Origin of the sequence: Rhizobium sp. CG5 (assembly GCF_023701945.1) — a bacterium.
Lineage (GTDB): Bacteria > Pseudomonadota > Alphaproteobacteria > Rhizobiales > Rhizobiaceae > Allorhizobium.
The window spans coordinates 15,541-32,015 of sequence record NZ_JABAEF010000002.1; the positions used below are offsets into that span (position 1 = coordinate 15,541).

A 16,475-nucleotide genomic window follows, 5' to 3' on the forward strand; every position below is an offset into this window, starting at 1 on the left:
ATAAAAACATCAATAGTAGATCTTGCTAAACCCGCGGTTAACGTCAGGAATTATGCGCCGCGTCTTTTGTGCAACGCTGGCACAGATCTACGATCGTGATGCTGGATCAGGCGGCCTTGCCGGTGCCGGTAAACTGGCCCTGCGGCCGGTAGTGGACCATGTAGGAGGGCAGGACCGAGCGCAGCTTCGTCGGCGTGATCCCCATGCCTTCCAGCGTGCGTCCCTCAGACCGGGCTGCATCCGAAACCACGTTGTCGCTCTTCAGCAAGGTCACCTGGTCGCTGGTCAACGGCGGCGCCACGAACGGGATGAGCGAGGCGATCTTGCCGATCAGCGATGCGATGCCGAAGGGCAGGCTGACCAGCGTGTTCTTGCGGCCGGTGATCTCCAGCATGGTCTCGAGACAGTCGCGGAATGTCAGCGTTTCGGCGCCGCCCAGTTCATAGGTCTTGCCGGGCACAAGCTTGCCGTCGACGGACAAGGCGACCGCCTCGGCAACATCTTCGACATAAACCGGCTGGAACCGGGTCTTGCCGCCACCGATCAACGGCAGAAATGGCATGGTGCGGGCCATGCCGGCGAATTTGTTGAAGAAGCCGTCTTCGGGGCCGAAGACGATCGACGGACGCAGAATGATCGCATCCGGCTTGATCTTGGCGATAGCTTCTTCGGCGTGACCCTTGCTGGCGGCATAAAGCGAAGCGGACTTGGCATTGGCGCCGATTGCGGAAACATGGGTGAGCGTGGCGCCGGCCGAGCGGGCCGCTTCAGCGACAGCGCGCGCGCCAAAATCCTGCACGGAATCAAAATTGTTGCGGCCGCTTTCAAACAGGATGCCGACGCAGTTGACGACATGGCTGGCGCCTTCGACAGCCTTGTCGACCGATGCCCGGTAGCGCAGGTTGGCCTGCACCAGCGAAATCTGGCCGAGATTGCCCAGCGGCAGCAGGAAACCAGCAAGATCGGGCCGCCGGACGGCCACCCGGATGCGAAAGCCGCGTTTTGCCAAAGCCCGCACCACATGGCGCCCGACGAAGCCAGACCCTCCGAACACGGTGACGAGCGGAGGAATATTGGACAAGGTCATGGCAGGCTCCCGGAGATAGGAATGGCGGATGGCATCTAGCTTGCTGTCTCTTAGCTGAATTGCCCCTCAAGGTGAAGTGCAATCACGCCGCAGCCGATGGGTTGAGCGCCGGGTTCACACGCCTTCCACAACCACCATTTCGGCATCGGCCACTTCCTGGCGGATTTTGGCGGCGATCTGGTATTCCGGCGAATTGTAGCAATCGACGGCGGCCTGCAGCGAGGGAAACTCGATGACCACATTGCGGCCGCGCACCTGGCCTTCAAGTGCTGTGAAATTGCCGCCGCGGGCGAGGAAATTGGCGCCGTATTTTTCAAAGGCGGGCTTGGCCGCCGTTACATAATCCTTGTAGCGTTCGGCATCGCGAACATCGACCCGTGCAATCCAGTAGCCCTTCGCCATCAAAACACCTCCTGTCGGATTGAAGCTGCCACGGTCATCCGGTAATTTCGCCAGCCGGTCAAGGTCGCCAGGGCGGGCCGAAGAGGAAACAGCACAGTGCAGGTCATGAACAACCGATCCCTATCCGTCTGTCGCCCGTCAGCCCTTGTTCTTGCAGCACTTGCATTCATGGCTGTCTGGGCATCGCTGTCTGGCCGGGCAGAGGCAGCCCCCTGTGGTCCCGAGATCTATCAAAGCCTCAGAGCACCGGCGGGCCAGATGCCGGAGGCGGTTCGGGTCACCTGTGATCTGGACCTCGATCCGTCCGACGTGATTGCCCGAAAGATCGTCTTTGCTGGCGAGCAGGCCTCCGGCAGCATGCTCGACTGCCACGGCGCCACCATCGGCACGGCGGACCTGAAATCGACACCGCGAGCCCCGACGATTGCCATCCGCTCCGTGCCGAAGGGCAGGGGCGAGGACCGGATCTGGAGCGCTCCTAGCGATATCACCATCCGCAATTGCACCATCGTCGGCAGCCTGCGGCTGATCGGATTGGGGCCGAATGGCGAAGCGGAGGCCGTGCGCCGGTCGTCGCTGACCAGGGATCACACCCGGAATGCGCAGAATGCTGCACCATCAGGGATCGTTCTCGACAGGCTCAAATTTCAGGCGACAGGCGGCATCCCGCTCTATTTCGGTCCCGGCGTCACACGAACGACGCTCCGTAATTCCCGCTTTCTCGGAAAGACCGCGAAGACGGCAATCTATCTCGACGCGGAATCGGCCAGCAACGATATCTCCGGAAATACATTCGCAATGAAATCGGTTGGCCGCGAACTCATCGCCGTCGACGGGTCGGCGCGAAACGTCATTGCCAACAATACGTTCCGCGATCCTGAGAACGGCGGAATCTATGTCTATCGCAATTGCGGCGAGGGCGGCACGATCCGCCACCAGAAGCCGCAATATAACGAGATCAGCGGCAATCGCTTCATCTATAAGGAAGCCCTGACGGCCCGTCCGGCGATCTGGTTGAACCAGCGGGATATCGGCAAGATCTTCTGCAGCACCGATCCCAAATATCCGTTCGGCAGCAGTCTTGATTCCAGCGATCAGGCCAAACACAACATCGTACGCAACAACCGGTTCGAAGGGCCGTGGTCGCTGCGCATCGTCAATTTCGACGACACCAACCGGATCGTCGGCAACAAGTGACCGGAAGGCCGCCGGCTCAGCCGCCGAGCGCCGCCGTCATCTCATCGAGGATCTGCCGGGCGGCGAGCTTGGGATCGGCTGCCTTGACGATCGGCCGTCCGACGACCAGATGGCTGGAGCCGGCCTTGATGGCATCGGTCGGTGTCATCACCCGCTTCTGGTCGCCCTTGTCCGCGCCGGCGGGACGAATGCCGGGTGTCACCAGGGCCATGTCGGGGCCGATGATTTTGCGCACGGCGGCCGATTCCTCCGCCGAGCAGACGATGCCGCCCATACCGGCTGCCAGCGCCTGTTCGGCCCGGCGCAGCACCAGCGTATGCGGATCGTATTCGTAGCCGGCGTCGATCACGTCCTGCTCGTCCATCGAGGTCAGTACGGTCACGCCGAGCAGGCAGAGACCGGAGCCTTTGGCAGCGGACACCGCGGCGCGCATGGCTTTCGGATAGGCATGCAGCGTCAGCATGGACATGCCCATCTTGACGATGTTCTCGACCCCGGATGCCACCGTGTTGTCGATGTCGAGCAGCTTCATGTCGAGGAAGATCTTCTTGCCATCGGCGGCCAGATCGCGGGCAAATTCCAGGCCGCCGGCAAAGGCCAGCTGATAACCGATCTTGTAGACCAGGATATCGTCGCCCAGCATCCGGACGATCGCTTCCGCCTCGCCAACAGTCGGAACGTCCAATCCGACAATGAGTTTGTCCCGTGCGCTCATGCTGCAAATCCTTGCCAGTCTTCGATGGGCGTCCAGTCGCACGAGACGGCGCGCCTCGCAAGATCGAAGGCGAAGAGATTTCCGCCGCCAGGGGCTTGGTCCCCAGAACGGGCGATCGGCCGACCTTCGAGATGGCATTTGAGCAGCGTGCCGACCCCGCCATGGCCGACAAATGCGATCGCTCCGGTCGGGTCGTGATCGGTAAGGATGGCCTCGACGGCGATGACAATGCGGGCTTGCGCATCGATCGCCCTCTCCCATCCCTGATAGCTCTGTTCGGGATGAGCAAAGAACCAGTCCGCGGCCTTCTCGAATTCCGGCGGCGGCAGGAATCCGGTCGCCGAACGGTCGTTCTCATGCAGAATCTCGACGGTCTCGAAGCCGATACCGGCGCCCTCGGCCAGAATGGCCGATGTCTCGATCGCCTTGACCTCGGCGCTGGAAACGATGCGCTTGAGCTGGCGAACCCAGTCCGCCCCTGCGGCTTTGCGGGTCCGCGCCGCGCCGAGATCCGACAGTCCCCATTGCGGAACGGGAACGGTTGCGTCGATCTTCACCTGCGGATGCGTGATGTAGACAGCGAACATCGCCGATCTCGAGGTTTCTAGCCGCGGCTATACGTCCAGAGCTGCGCCGGTGGGATATTGCGCACGATGAAATCGAAATGCTGGATGTGATAGCGATGCGGTTGCGCAATGATCGGCGAAACCGCGCCGTACGAGATCTGCATGACCGGTCGACCGGCCGGCAGGCGGTCGAGCAGGGACTCAAGCAGGCTGATGCGCTCCTCCATACGGAAATTCAGCAGTGGAACGGCTGAAATCACGCAGTCGAATGTCAGGTCTTTGAGGTCGCCGAGGGTCTTTTCAATGTCGAACGCATCGCCATTGATCAGTTGAACGCCCGGATAGGTCCGCTGCAGATGCTGGTAGAAGTCGGTGGAGTACTCGACGGCCACCAGACGTTCCGGCGGCAGGCCACGCGCCAGGATGGCCTTGGTGATGGCGCCTGTGCCCGGCCCAAGCTCCAGGACGGGCAGGCCAGAGCTGAGGTCGATGACGCTCGCCATCTTGCGCGCCGTGACGGAGGATGTGGGGATGATCGAACCAACGGTTTTGGGGCCGTCCATCATGCCCTTGAAAAACCGGATCTCGTCGTCGAACTTCTTTTCGAAACGCTGTTTCAGGCGAAAAACCATTGCCCGTCATCTCCACACGAGGTCGTAGACGCATATCATTTGCGTCCGATCATGTTGTCGAATTTTGCCGCAAAAACAAGGCAAAATGCCGTTTGCGACAAAAGTTTCGACACAGAGGCCCGTATTCGGCAATATTGGGCAATGCGGATGAAGGTCGAGCCTTTTGCCCTCCATCCGCACCAGGGGAGCCTTTGCGGGCTAGACCCGCATCGGCATCAGCACGTAGAGCGCGTCATCGCCGGAGGTCTCGCGGATCAGGGTCGGCGATCCGGCATCGGCCAGCAGGAAGATTGCATCATCGCCCGAAAGCTGCGCGGTAATGTCGAGCAGATACTTGGCGTTGAAGCCGATTTCCATCGCGTCGTTCTCGTAGCCGACCGCCACTTCTTCCGTCGCACTGCCGGAATCCGGGTTGTTGACGGTGAGTGTCAGGTGACCATCCGAAATCGCCAGCTTCACGGCCCGGCCGCGTTCCGAAGAAATCGTCGAGACACGATCGACCGCGCGGGCGAAGGACTGGCAGTCGACCCGCATTTCCTTGTCATTACCGGTCGGGATAACCCGCTGGTAATCGGGGAACGTCCCGTCGATCAGCTTCGATGTCAGGACGATCGAGCCGATCGTCATGCGGATCTTGGCGTCGGACACCTCGACAGTGACCACCATGTCGGGATTGTCGACCAGCTTCTGCAATTCGCCGACCGTCTTGCGGGGGATGATGATGCCCGGCATGCCTTCGGATCCGGACGGAGCCTCGACATCGGCGCGCGCCAGCCGGTGACCGTCGGTCGCCACGGCACGCAGTTTCAGCGCACCATTGTCCTCGATCGTGTGCAGATAGATGCCGTTCAGGTAGTAGCGGGTCTCTTCCGTCGAGATCGCAAACTGGGTGCGATCGATCAGCATCTTCAGGTCGGTGGCCTTCAGGCGGAAGGAATGGCTGAAGCTGCCGGCGGTCAGGTCCGGGAAATCCGTTTCCGACAGGCACTGCAGCGAGAATTTCGAGCGGCCCGAGGCAACCGTCATGGCCGCACCGTCCGGAGTAACCGCCAGCATCACTTCGGCGCCGTCCGGCAGTTTGCGGACGATTTCGTAGAGCAGATGGGCCGGAACGGTCGTCGCGCCGGCCTGCTCGACATTGGCGGGCGTCGCTTCGGTGATTTCAAGGTCGAGGTCGGTCGCCTTCATCGCAAGGCTGGCCCCTTCGGCCCGCAACAGCACGTTGGAGAGGATCGGGATCGTGTTGCGACGCTCGACCACCCGGTGCACGTGATTGAGGGACTTCAGAAGATTGGACCGTTCAAGAGTAATACGCATGGACGCTGCCGCTTTCGACCTTTGCGACCCGTGGCACGGGTCGGGCTATTCTCCTTCCGAGCCATAACATTGGCCGGACATTTGGGACGGGCAAAATGGCAGCAAACCGAAACAAAAAGCAAGGGCTTGGCGGGCGCAAGCCGCATCCTTTTGCGGGATTGTGCTGCGCTGCGCATAAATTGCGCCGCCCTTGCCCCCGGCGATGCGGTGAACCATAAAGAGACGCAGTCAGGAGAGCGTCCCCTTGGATAAAGTCACCGAAACACCGAAAAAGACCGATCCGGTGCCGCGCAGCTACCGGCTGAACGACCAGCCGGTGGTGGCACGACCGCTCGAGACCGCGCTCTATCTGGTCGCAACGCCGATCGGCAATCTTGGTGATATCACGCTTCGGGCGCTGGAAACCCTGGCCGGTGCCGATGTGCTGGCCTGCGAGGATACCCGCGTCACCCGTGTCCTGCTCGATCGCTACGGCATCGACAACCGGCCCTATGCCTATCACGAGCACAATGCCACCACGGTCGGCCCCAAGCTGATCGAGGCGCTTTCGCAAGGTCGGTCCGTCGCTCTGGTGTCGGATGCCGGCACGCCGCTGGTCTCCGATCCGGGCTATCGCTTAGGCCAGCTGGCGATCGAAGCCGGCTATCGCGTCGTGCCCATTCCCGGCGCCTCGGCGCCGCTGGCAGCCCTTGTCGGCTCCGGCCTGCCGAGCGACGCCTTCTTCTTTGCCGGCTTCCTGCCCACCAAGGACAAGGCCAAACGGGATCGGCTGGCGCAATTGCAGGCGGTCCCGGCGACCCTGATGTTCTTTGAATCGCCGCATCGCATCGGCGCGACACTGGCGGCTGCTGCCGATGTGCTGGGCGATCACCGTCCGGCCAGCGTCTGCCGCGAGCTGACCAAGACGTTTGAGGAATTCCGCCGCGGCGGATTGCGCGAACTGGCCGACTATTATTCTGACGACCGTGTCGTCAAGGGCGAGATCGTGCTGGTGGTCGGTCCGCCGGCCGCCCCAGAGGCGCCGAGCCAGGGCGATGTCGATACCGTCCTGCTAGCGCTTGCCGCCGCCCTGCCGATGGCCAAGGCCGCCACCGAGGCCGCCAGGCGCACCGGCCTGCCGCGCAAGGACCTCTACCAGCGCCTGCTGGAGCTGAAGGACGAGGGATGAAACCTCCGCCGCCGAGCGACAGCAAGCCGTCGGCCCGCATGCCGAATGCCGATCGGCGCAAGGCCGAACGCCGCGGCCGGATGTCGGAATATTGGGCGGCTCTCTACCTGCTGCTGAAGGGCTATCGCATTGTCGCGCTGCGCTACCGCACCGGCCTTGGCGAAATCGACATCATCGCCCGCAAAGGAGATCTGGCCGTCTTCGTCGAGGTCAAGGCGCGCCGCTTAGAGCGCGAGGCCGTCGATGCGGTGAGCTATACCGCGCAGGCGAGGATCCGCTCGGCCGGCGATCTCTGGCTGTCGCGCCAGAAAGACGCCCATCGCCTGTCGCTCAGATACGATATCGTCGCGGTCCAACCGGGCCGCTGGCCGCAGCATTTCAAGGACGCTTTTTAGAGCATCCGGCTCCGCCGCGCTTTTTCAAAGCAAGCCTTCTCAAAGCGTTATGAATTGTAATCTGTCTGTCACGAAAGGTTCAAGCCGGCGTCATATATCACGACTAATGCACTCCTCACCCCAATCTTGGTGGAGAGGATTTTACCATGTTCAAGAAACTTTCGATGGCCGCCCTGGCGGTCAGCTTCTCGGCCAGCTCGTCCTTTGCCGCGACCAACATCACCTGGTGGCATGGCATGGGCGGACGCAACGGCGAAGTGATCAACGAAGTCGCGACCAAGTTCAATGCAGCGCAGAGCGAGTGCAGCCTGACCCCGGTCAGCAAGGGCACCTATGAAGAAGCCCTGGCGTCCGGCATCGCCGCCTTCCGTTCGGGCGAACAGCCCAACATCCTGCAGGTTTTCGATGCGGGTGCTGCCACGATCATCAATGCCAAGGGCGCGACCATCGCTGCCGAGGACCTGATCAAGAGCGCCGGTTTCGATTTCAACCGCGACAACTTCATCGAGGGCGTCCGCTACTTCTACGCCGACAGCCAGGGCAAGTTCGTCGGCATGCCGTTCAACTCCTCGGCGCCGATCATGTATATCAACGACGAAGCCCTGAAGAAGGCTGGCGTCGAAGCTCCGAAGACCTGGGAAGAGTTCGAAGCCATCGCTCCGAAGCTGAAAGAGGCCGGCTTCATCCCGCTGGTTCAGTCGCAGCTCACCTGGGAGTTCACCGAGAACTTCTTCTCGCGCCACAACATCCAGTTTGCCTCCAACAACAATGGCTATGACAGCGTCATCGACACGACGATCAACGTCACCGATCCGAACCATGTCATGATGTATGACAAGCTCAAGGAATGGTATGACGCTGGTTATTTCGGCTATTACGGCGCCGGCTGGAGCGACAACCAGAAGCCTTTCGAAGAAAACAAGGTGGCTCTCTGGATCGGCTCGTCCGGTTCCTTCGGTGGCCTGCAGAAGACGGCCCAGATGCCTTTCTCGGCCACCTTCCTGCCTTACTGGAAGTCGGTCAACCCGACTGGCGTTCACACCTTCATCGGTGGCGCGGCCCTGTTCGCCATGTCCGGCAAGCCGGATGCTGAAAATGCCTGCACGGCAGCCTTCTTCAACTTCCTGACCTCGCCGGACCTGCAGAAGTTCTACCACCAGGCCACCGGTTACGTCGCCATCACCAAGGCTGCCTACGAGCTGGCCAAGTCGGAAGGCTATTACAAGGAAAAGCCGGCCGCCGAAGTCGGCATCCAGCAGCTGTCGCTGCCGGGCGGCGAATGGGACAAGGGCTATCGCCTCGGCTTCTATCCGCAGATCCGCTCGGTGATGGAACGCGAATACAACCGCATCTTCGCCGGCGAAACCACGCCGAAGGAAGCCATGGAAACCATCAAGAAGGAAGCCGACGAACTTCTCGCCCGCTTCGCCAAGACGGCCGGCTAAGCGTTCACGGGGCAATTGCCCCTCACCCCACCCTCTCCCCGCCAAGCGGGGCGAGGGAGTGCAGACGCTACGGACCCCCTCCCTTCTCCCCGCTTGGCGGGGAGAAGTTGCCGGCAGGCGGATGAGGGGCTTTCCTGATCCCCGAGAAAGCCGTCCTTTTAAATGAGACCATCATGAAGCGCGTCCAGTTTTCCTCGCCGATCCTGCCCTACCTGTTCCTGCTGCCGCAGTTGCTGGTGGTTTTCGTGTTTTTCTACTGGCCCTCGGTGCAGGCGATCCAGTCCTCTTTCTATATCGAGGACCCCTTCGGTTTCGGATCGAGCTTTGTCGGTATGGCCAATTATACCGACGCGCTGGCCTCCACCGAATATCAGAAGATTGCCCGCTTCACGGCTGTCTATACCCTTCTCGTCACCGGGCTTGCCCTGTCCATCGGTCTCGTCCTGGCGATGAAGGCAGACGCTGTCATTCGCGGCAGTTCTGCCTATAAAACCCTGCTGATCTCAGTCTATGCCATCGCCCCGCCGGTTGCCGGCCTGATTGGCATGATGTTTTTCGACCAGCATATCGGCCCCTTCGTCAAGTTCGCCGCGATGTTCGGCTGGCACATGAAGGTCGGCATCAACTATTTCGACACGGCGCTGGCGCTCGTCGTCGTCGCGGTCTGGAAACAGATCCCCTACAATTTCATCTTTTTCCTGTCCGGCCTGCAGGGCATTCCCATGGCCATCCGCGAGGCGGCGGCCATCGATTGCCGCTCGGGCACGCGCCGTTTCTGGACCGTCGTGCTGCCGCTTTTGGCGCCGACCGCCTTTTTCCTGCTGATCATCAACATCACCTATTCGCTGTTCGACACGTTTGCCGTCATCGACGTGATGGTGAAGGACAAGGCCGCCAACAATCCGATCACCCTGGTCTACAAGGTCTATATGGACGGCTTCCGCGGCAACGACCTCGGCAGTTCGTCGGCCCAGTCCGTCATCCTGATGATCGTGGTGTTTGTCCTCACCGTCATCCAGTTCCGCTTCATCGAGCGGCGCGTCCATTACGGCTGAGGAGAGCGACCATGTTCCGTACGAAATTCTTCGATCACCTCATCCTGATGCTGGGCGTGTTCTTCATGATCGGCCCGGTCGCGGTTGCCTTCATGACCTCGACCCATGCGGCTGCCGACATCCACAGCAATGGTCTGGCGCTGAGCTGGGGCGGCCATTTTGTCGAGACCTATGAAAAGGTGCTGACCCGCGAGGGCGGCTTCACCGGCCAGGTGACCGGCGCCCGCATGGTGCTGAACTCGCTGATCCTGGGGCTCGGCTTTGCCTCGGGCAAGATCGTGCTGTCGATGCTGGCGGCCTATGCCATCGTCTATTTTCGCTTCCGCTTCGCCACGCTTGCCTTCTGGATCATCTTCACAACGCTGCTGCTGCCGCTCGAAGTGCGCATCATGCCGTCCTACAAAGTGATGAGCGATCTCGGCCTGCTGAACACCTATACCGGCCTGATCGTGCCGCTGCTGGCCTCTGCCACCGGCACCTTCTTCTTCCGGCAGTTTTTCAAATCCGTGCCCGATGAGTTGCTGGAGGCGGCCCGCATCGATGGCGCCGGCCCGTTCAAATTCTTCATCGATATCCTGGTGCCCCTGTCGCGCACCATGATCGCCGCCGTGTTCATCATCATGTTCGTCTATGGCTGGAACCAGTATCTCTGGCCGATGCTGATGACCACGGACGAGAGCTTCTACACCCTGATGCGCGGCATCAAGCAGATCCTGCAGGTCTGGATCGGCTCGCAGATCCCCGATTACAACGAGGCCTTTGCCCTGGCGGTGCTCGCCATGCTGCCGCCCATTGTCATCGTCGTGGTCTTCCAGAGCTGGTTCATCAAGGGCCTGACCGAGAGCGACAAATAACTGAAGGTATTTTTCCCATGGCGTCCATAGACATCAACCAGGTTTCCAAGATCTACGACGGTAACGTCAGGGCTGTGAAGTCTGTCGATATACAGATCGAGGACGGCGAGTTCATCGTCCTGGTCGGTCCGTCCGGCTGCGGAAAATCGACGCTGTTGCGCATGGTGGCGGGGCTCGAGACGATCTCGGAAGGCACGGTCAGCATCGGCGGGCGCACGGTCAACGAGGTGGAGCCGGCCGATCGCGACATTGCCATGGTCTTTCAGAACTATGCGCTCTATCCGCATATGACGGTCTACGACAACCTTGCCTATGGCCTGAAGAACCGCAAGACGCCGAAGGCCGAGATCGAGGCGCGGGTCGCGGAAGCGGCCCGCATGCTGGAGCTGGAACCCTATCTGGCCCGCAAGCCGCGCGCCCTGTCCGGCGGCCAGCGCCAGCGCGTCGCCATGGGCCGTGCCATCGTGCGCAAGCCAGCCGCCTTCCTGTTCGACGAACCCCTGTCCAATCTCGATGCCAAGCTGCGCGTCTCGATGCGCGGCGAAATCCGCCGACTTCAGCGCCGCCTGTCGACCACCGCCCTCTACGTGACCCATGACCAGCTCGAAGCCATGACGCTGGCCGACCGCCTCGTGGTCCTGAACGGGGGCGCGATCGAACAGATCGGCACACCGCTCGAAGTCTACCATCGCCCCGCCTCCACCTTCGTTGCCAGCTTCATCGGCTCGCCCGCCATGAACCTGCTGTCCGGCAGCTTCGACAGCAACCGGTTGACCATCGGCCCGGCAACAATCGCTCTTGAAGGCGATGTCGCGGCCAGCGGTCCGGTGACCGTCGGCATGCGCGCCGAGGATCTCGACATTGCACGCGAGGGGGGCCCCTATCTGCCGTTTCGCGTCGAGGATGTCGAGGAACTCGGCGCTCATCGCCTCGTGCACGGCATGCTTGGCGACCAGGCCCTGACCGCAGTGCTGGGGCTCGACCGCGACATCACGACGGAGATGCGGCTGTCGATTGCCCCGGAGCGCCTGCACTTCTTTTCGAAGGACACCGGCCGCCGCGTCCAGACGTCGTTTGCCCAGCGGCCTGTCGCGGCCCCGGTGAGCCTCGCCCGGCCGGAACCGGTGGCATGAGCACCATTCCCGACGGGACAAAATCTGCCAGGTCGGCGCAATTTTAACGACTGAAATGACCAGGAAGTAACCGGCATTTGCTATCCCCTGACCGGAAGAAACCGGACATCGGGGGATACGTATGCCGTTGAAAATGATTTTCCTTGGCGTGGCGGGGGTCATGGCCGCGCGCAACGTCGACATGGCGTCGCCGGCGGCGGAACCGATGATAGCCTCCAACAGTGGCCATCTGGCCCTGAAGCCGGCGCCGATCGAACCCTCCTGGATCATCAGCGGCACGCCGCTTGCCCGTTTGGCTGATCATTCGAGAAGTGCGGACGAAGCCAGCTCGACCGCCGTGTGGGATTGCACAGCCGGCGAATTCCGCTGGTATTTCGGCTGGGACGAGACCGTCGTCATCCAGGAAGGCGAGGTGCATGTGACGGCTGAGGACGGCAGCGAACGATGGCTGCGGGCCGGCGACATCGCCTATTTCCGCGGCGGCACCTGGGCGACATGGCGGATCGACACTTACGTCCGCAAGATCGCCTTCCTGCGCAAGCCATTTCCAGCGCCGCTCGCCGCCGTCTATCGGCTGCGCAATGCCTTGAGGTCGCGTCCCAAGGGCGGACTTGCTGCCTGAGCTGTAGCAAGCATCAAAAAAATTGGATCGCCGCGCCGGTTGCCTTTGCGCCCCCGCCATCTTAAATCTCTGCTGCATTCAGCGAGGGGCAGACAATGGCGAACATCAAGAACGTGGCGATCCAGATGGACCATGTGTCCGGCATCAACATCGCCGGCGACAGCAGCTTCGCCATCAGCCTTGAGGCCCAGGCCCGTGGTTACAATCTCTTCCATTATACGCCCGACAAGCTGACCATGCGCGACGGCCGCATTTTCGCAATCGTCGAGCCGATGGAACTGCGCGACGTGAAAGGCGACCACTACACGCTCGGCGAACCGGAGCGCATCGACCTGTCGACCATGGACGTCATCCATCTGCGCCAGGACCCGCCCTTCGACATGGCCTATATCACGTCCACCCATCTGCTGGAGCGTATCCATCCCAAAACCTTAGTGGTCAACGATCCGGCCTGGGTACGCAATTCGCCGGAAAAGATCTTCGTCACCGAATTTGCCGATCTGATGCCGAAGACGCTGATCACCCGCGATCCCACGGAGATCGCCCGCTTCCGCCAAGAGATGGGCGACATCATCCTGAAGCCGCTCTATGGCAATGGCGGCGCTGGCGTTTTCCATTCCACCAAGGACGACCGCAACATGTCGTCGCTTCTCGAAATGTTCGGCCAGATGTTCCGTGAACCCTTCATTGCCCAGGAATACCTGCCGGCCGTGCGCAAGGGCGACAAGCGCATCATTCTGGTCGATGGCGAGCCGGTGGGTGCCATCAACCGGGTACCGGCCGAGCATGACGCCCGGTCCAACATGCATGCCGGTGGCCAGGCAACCCCGACGGAACTGACGGAGCGCGAGCTGGAGATCTGCGCCCGTATCGGCCCGTCCCTCAAGGCCCGCGGCTTCCTGCTGGTCGGCATCGATGTGATCGGCGACTACATGACCGAAATCAACGTGACCTCGCCAACCGGCATCCGCGAAGTGCGCAAATTCGGCGGTGCCGATATCGCCAGCCTGCTCTGGGACGCCATCGAGCGCAAGCGGCCGTAATCCCAAGCCGGTCTGCCAGACTCGATTTCCAGGCGTTTGTTCTCCTGCTGCAACCCGGTGCAACCTGACCACAAGAATAGCGGGCATTTGTTCCGTTATTGTTCTTGTTTGATTCCGCAACCTATGGCAGATTGCAATCTGCAACCCGCTGGAGATGTATCCGCGGGAGGGACTGGGTCACAAGGGGCGGGCAATGGTAGCGCGTGTCAGTACGGTTGCATTCCAGGGAATAGAGGGCGTTCCGGTCGATGTCCAGGTGATGGTTGCACCCGGCAAGATCGGCATGCAGATCGTCGGCCTGCCCGACAAGGCGGTGGCCGAAAGCCGCGAAAGGGTCCAGGCCGCCTTGCATGCCTCGGGGCTCGCTTTGCCGCCCAAGCGCGTCACCGTCAATCTCGCTCCGGCCGATCTGCCGAAGGAAGGCTCCCATTTCGACCTGCCGATCGCACTGGGGCTGATGGCAGCGCTCGGCGCCATTCCCGGCGATGCGCTTGTCGATTATGTGGTGATCGGCGAACTCAATCTTGACGGAACGATCGCGCCGGTCGCCGGTGCCCTGCCAGCCGCCATAGGCGCCAATGCGCTCGGCAAGGGGCTGATTTGCCCGGCCGAAAGCGGTTCAGAAGCCGCCTGGGCCGGTCCCGACCTCGATATCCTCGCGCCGCGCAGCCTGATTGCGCTGGCCAATCATTTCCGCGGCACGCAGGTGCTCGGCCGCCCGGCGCCCGCCATCCGCGCGGCACCGGCCAATCTTCCAGATCTGGCTGACATCAAGGGCCAGGAAAGCGCCAAGCGCGCCCTGGAGGTGGCAGCGGCCGGCGGCCACAATCTCCTGATGGTCGGGCCGCCCGGGTCGGGAAAATCCATGCTGGCGGCGCGTCTCGCCTCCATCCTGCCGCCGCTCTCGGCCGCCGAACTGCTCGATGTCTCGATGATCCATTCGATCGCCGGGCAATTGTCGGGCGGCAAGCTGTCGGATCGGCGGCCGTTTCGCCAGCCCCATCATTCCGCCACCATGGCGGCTCTGGTCGGCGGTGGGTTGCGCGCCAAGCCGGGCGAGGCGTCGCTTGCCCATCACGGCGTGCTGTTCCTCGACGAATTGCCGGAATTCGCGCCGCAGGTGCTGGATGCGCTGCGCCAGCCGCTGGAAAGCGGCACCTGCATCATCGCCCGTGCCAATCACCGCGTCTCCTATCCCGCCAGTTTCCAGCTGGTCGCCGCCATGAACCCCTGCCGCTGTGGCATGGCGGGCGAACCGGGACATAGCTGCCCGCGGGGTCCCCGTTGTGCCGCGGACTATCAGGCGCGGATCTCCGGTCCGCTGCTCGACCGTATCGATATCCGCATCGACGTGCCGGCGGTCTCCGCCGCCGATCTGATCCGCCCACGGCCGGCGGAAAAAAGCGAGTATGTCGCAAGGCGCGTGGCTTTGGCGCGGGACTGCCAGCGGGATCGGTTTCAAACCGAGGGTGGCGAACTGACCACCAATGCCCGCTGTTCGACGGCACTGATCGAGCGGCTCGCCGAGCCGGATGCGGCGGGCCTGCAATTGCTGCGCGACGCAGCGGAAAAATTCAAGTTTTCGGCCAGGGGCTATCACCGGGTCCTGAAAGTGGCGCGCACGCTGGCCGATCTCGAGGGCGCACCGCAACTGGGGCGCATCCATCTGGCCGAGGCGATATCGTATCGGATCGCCTCCGAGCGCATGACCGCTGCCGCATAAGGTCTGGCCAAGGCGGTGCTGAAACGGCCCGGCCACCGCCAAGTCAACCGGCAGCAACCGCGGGGAATGGCAATACGCTCGTCATCGGCAGAGTGATTTCCACCACGGCGCCGCTCGGCGGGTAGGTGGTCGTCGAGGTGCCTTTGAGGGAGCCAAGAACGCGCCGCATCAATGTCGAGCCAAAGCCGGCGTGCTCAGGCTCTTGCCGCGGTTGCGGTCCACCGGTTTCAACCCAGCGGAGCGTCAGGAGTGCCTCTCCGGTTTCCGGTCCGACAACGGTCCATTCGACATCGCCCCTTCCCGCCGGCACAGAGAAAGCGCCGTATTTGGCGGCGTTGGTGCCGAGTTCGTGCAGGATCAGGCTCAGCACCACGACCGCCTGGCCGCTGACGGCGATCTTGTTGCCAAAGGCCGAGAACCTGTTGCTCTCGTCAACGCCAAACGGTTCAAGCGCCTGCAGAAGGACGACATCAAGCGTCATCTCGTCTCCCGGCTTGAGGCCACGCAGCACCAGGTTCGAACGCGCCATGGCGTTCAGCCGCTGCCGCAGTTTGGAGGCCAGTTCCTCCGGTGTGGACGCATGCTTCTGCGACAGCATGATCACGGCATTCATCGTTGCAAACACGTTCTTCAGGCGGTGGTCGAGCTCGGTCGCCATCACTTCCTGATGCTCGACCATCTGCGTCATCTCATTTTGCGCTTCCAATTCGGCCGTATAGGCCCGCACCATGAGATGGATCAGCGTCAGATCGGTCACCACCACAAAGAGATACAGCGCCATGGCGGTGAGCGGGCCTGGCGAGAAAGAGAACGCGTAATACGGCGGAATAAAGAAATACCATGCCGCCAAGCCTGATAATAGCGCGACAAGGGCGCCCTGCTGAACGCCGAACACGAAGCCGCAAATGACGACGGCAGGGAAAAAGGTCAAGTAGGGAAAGCCCGGCGGAAGATAGGGATCGATCCAGAAACGAAGGGCAAGCACGCCGGCAAAAAACAGCAGCGATATTGCATATTCTGTTGTGCGACTGACCACAGGTGTCTCACCGCGGGCTCGCCGGAATGCCGGCAACCTTCCAAATACGCCTGATTTTTTGAGCATGGACGGATCCCAGCCTACG

The 16,475-nt window shown here is 61.8% G+C and carries 17 protein-coding genes; 10 read left to right on the plus strand and 7 right to left on the minus strand.

From position 1 onward, the window contains the following. Positions 1–106 precede the first annotated feature (106 nt). Positions 107–1,087 (minus strand): complex I NDUFA9 subunit family protein, encoded by a 981-nt coding sequence (locus HGO38_RS03415; protein ID WP_250954534.1) that lies wholly within the window; start codon positions 1,085–1,087, stop codon positions 107–109. Between the two features lie 114 nt (positions 1,088–1,201). Next, complete coding sequence (locus tag HGO38_RS03420) at positions 1,202–1,489, minus strand: DUF1330 domain-containing protein (RefSeq protein ID WP_250954535.1); 288 nt, start codon at positions 1,487–1,489, stop codon at positions 1,202–1,204. 168 nt (positions 1,490–1,657) lie between these two features. Here HGO38_RS03420 and HGO38_RS03425 point away from each other — a divergent pair, with 168 nt between their 5' ends. Further along, positions 1,658–2,686: a NosD domain-containing protein gene (locus HGO38_RS03425; protein WP_250954536.1), complete on the plus strand. Its 1,029-nt coding sequence runs from the start codon at positions 1,658–1,660 to the stop codon at positions 2,684–2,686. Between the two features lie 16 nt (positions 2,687–2,702). On the opposite strand, the gene pyrF is transcribed toward HGO38_RS03425, so the two are convergent. The 4 genes from pyrF to dnaN form a co-directional block, all read right to left on the minus strand. Further along, positions 2,703–3,401 (minus strand): orotidine-5'-phosphate decarboxylase, encoded by a 699-nt coding sequence (pyrF, locus tag HGO38_RS03430; RefSeq protein WP_250954537.1) that lies wholly within the window; start codon positions 3,399–3,401, stop codon positions 2,703–2,705. After that, positions 3,398–3,988, minus strand: a complete 591-nt coding sequence (locus HGO38_RS03435) for a histidine phosphatase family protein (RefSeq protein WP_250954538.1) — start codon at positions 3,986–3,988, stop codon at positions 3,398–3,400. The genes pyrF and HGO38_RS03435 overlap by 4 nt, the downstream gene beginning before the upstream one ends. Before the next feature lie 17 nt (positions 3,989–4,005). Beyond that, the gene (gene pmtA, locus HGO38_RS03440) at positions 4,006–4,599 is read right to left on the minus strand and encodes a phospholipid N-methyltransferase PmtA (protein WP_250954539.1); all 594 of its coding nucleotides are present in this window, start codon (positions 4,597–4,599) and stop codon (positions 4,006–4,008) included. 198 nt (positions 4,600–4,797) lie between these two features. After that, the gene (gene dnaN / locus HGO38_RS03445; protein ID WP_250954540.1) at positions 4,798–5,916 is read right to left on the minus strand and encodes a DNA polymerase III subunit beta; all 1,119 of its coding nucleotides are present in this window, start codon (positions 5,914–5,916) and stop codon (positions 4,798–4,800) included. A 244-nt stretch (positions 5,917–6,160) separates the two neighbouring features. Here dnaN and rsmI point away from each other — a divergent pair, with 244 nt between their 5' ends. From rsmI to HGO38_RS03490, 9 genes are all read left to right on the plus strand, one after another. Then, positions 6,161–7,084: a 16S rRNA (cytidine(1402)-2'-O)-methyltransferase gene (gene rsmI / locus HGO38_RS03450; RefSeq protein ID WP_250954541.1), complete on the plus strand. Its 924-nt coding sequence runs from the start codon at positions 6,161–6,163 to the stop codon at positions 7,082–7,084. Further along, positions 7,081–7,479, plus strand: a complete 399-nt coding sequence (locus HGO38_RS03455) for a YraN family protein (protein WP_502941490.1) — start codon at positions 7,081–7,083, stop codon at positions 7,477–7,479. The genes rsmI and HGO38_RS03455 overlap by 4 nt, the downstream gene beginning before the upstream one ends. A gap of 146 nt (positions 7,480–7,625) precedes the next feature. Then, positions 7,626–8,924, plus strand: a complete 1,299-nt coding sequence (locus HGO38_RS03460) for an extracellular solute-binding protein (RefSeq protein ID WP_250954542.1) — start codon at positions 7,626–7,628, stop codon at positions 8,922–8,924. Between the two features lie 173 nt (positions 8,925–9,097). After that, positions 9,098–9,979 (plus strand): ABC transporter permease subunit, encoded by an 882-nt coding sequence (locus tag HGO38_RS03465; protein ID WP_250954543.1) that lies wholly within the window; start codon positions 9,098–9,100, stop codon positions 9,977–9,979. A gap of 11 nt (positions 9,980–9,990) precedes the next feature. Next, complete coding sequence (ugpE, locus tag HGO38_RS03470) at positions 9,991–10,833, plus strand: sn-glycerol-3-phosphate ABC transporter permease UgpE (protein ID WP_168471538.1); 843 nt, start codon at positions 9,991–9,993, stop codon at positions 10,831–10,833. A 17-nt stretch (positions 10,834–10,850) separates the two neighbouring features. After that, complete coding sequence (locus HGO38_RS03475) at positions 10,851–11,966, plus strand: sn-glycerol-3-phosphate import ATP-binding protein UgpC (protein ID WP_250954544.1); 1,116 nt, start codon at positions 10,851–10,853, stop codon at positions 11,964–11,966. Positions 11,967–12,087: 121 nt separating this feature from the next. Then, the gene (locus tag HGO38_RS03480) at positions 12,088–12,588 is read left to right on the plus strand and encodes a cupin domain-containing protein (RefSeq protein WP_250954545.1); all 501 of its coding nucleotides are present in this window, start codon (positions 12,088–12,090) and stop codon (positions 12,586–12,588) included. Between the two features lie 95 nt (positions 12,589–12,683). Then, on the plus strand, positions 12,684–13,631 hold the full coding sequence (gene gshB / locus HGO38_RS03485) for a glutathione synthase (RefSeq protein ID WP_250954546.1): 948 nt from the start codon (positions 12,684–12,686) through the stop codon (positions 13,629–13,631). Positions 13,632–13,824: 193 nt separating this feature from the next. Then, positions 13,825–15,354 (plus strand): YifB family Mg chelatase-like AAA ATPase, encoded by a 1,530-nt coding sequence (locus tag HGO38_RS03490; RefSeq protein ID WP_250954547.1) that lies wholly within the window; start codon positions 13,825–13,827, stop codon positions 15,352–15,354. 43 nt (positions 15,355–15,397) lie between these two features. Here HGO38_RS03490 and HGO38_RS03495 read toward each other — a convergent pair whose 3' ends face one another. Continuing rightward, complete coding sequence (locus tag HGO38_RS03495; protein ID WP_250954548.1) at positions 15,398–16,390, minus strand: DUF4118 domain-containing protein; 993 nt, start codon at positions 16,388–16,390, stop codon at positions 15,398–15,400. Positions 16,391–16,475: the final 85 nt, after the last annotated feature.

Bases quoted from the DNA above. Each gene is read 5' to 3' on its own strand.
- HGO38_RS03460 (WP_250954542.1), top strand. From the start codon at position 7,626: ATGTTCAAGAAACTTTCGATGGCCGCCCTGGCGGTCAGCTTCTCGGCC.
- pmtA (WP_250954539.1), bottom strand. From the start codon at position 4,599: ATGGTTTTTCGCCTGAAACAGCGTTTCGAAAAGAAGTTCGACGACGAG.
- HGO38_RS03490 (WP_250954547.1), top strand. From the start codon at position 13,825: ATGGTAGCGCGTGTCAGTACGGTTGCATTCCAGGGAATAGAGGGCGTT.
- dnaN (WP_250954540.1), bottom strand. From the start codon at position 5,916: ATGCGTATTACTCTTGAACGGTCCAATCTTCTGAAGTCCCTCAATCAC.
- HGO38_RS03415 (WP_250954534.1), bottom strand. From the start codon at position 1,087: ATGACCTTGTCCAATATTCCTCCGCTCGTCACCGTGTTCGGAGGGTCT.
- gshB (WP_250954546.1), top strand. From the start codon at position 12,684: ATGGCGAACATCAAGAACGTGGCGATCCAGATGGACCATGTGTCCGGC.
- HGO38_RS03425 (WP_250954536.1), top strand. From the start codon at position 1,658: ATGGCTGTCTGGGCATCGCTGTCTGGCCGGGCAGAGGCAGCCCCCTGT.
- pyrF (WP_250954537.1), bottom strand. From the start codon at position 3,401: ATGAGCGCACGGGACAAACTCATTGTCGGATTGGACGTTCCGACTGTT.
- HGO38_RS03435 (WP_250954538.1), bottom strand. From the start codon at position 3,988: ATGTTCGCTGTCTACATCACGCATCCGCAGGTGAAGATCGACGCAACC.
- HGO38_RS03455 (WP_502941490.1), top strand. From the start codon at position 7,081: ATGAAACCTCCGCCGCCGAGCGACAGCAAGCCGTCGGCCCGCATGCCG.
- HGO38_RS03465 (WP_250954543.1), top strand. From the start codon at position 9,098: ATGAAGCGCGTCCAGTTTTCCTCGCCGATCCTGCCCTACCTGTTCCTG.
- HGO38_RS03420 (WP_250954535.1), bottom strand. From the start codon at position 1,489: ATGGCGAAGGGCTACTGGATTGCACGGGTCGATGTTCGCGATGCCGAA.
- HGO38_RS03475 (WP_250954544.1), top strand. From the start codon at position 10,851: ATGGCGTCCATAGACATCAACCAGGTTTCCAAGATCTACGACGGTAAC.
- ugpE (WP_168471538.1), top strand. From the start codon at position 9,991: ATGTTCCGTACGAAATTCTTCGATCACCTCATCCTGATGCTGGGCGTG.
- HGO38_RS03480 (WP_250954545.1), top strand. From the start codon at position 12,088: ATGCCGTTGAAAATGATTTTCCTTGGCGTGGCGGGGGTCATGGCCGCG.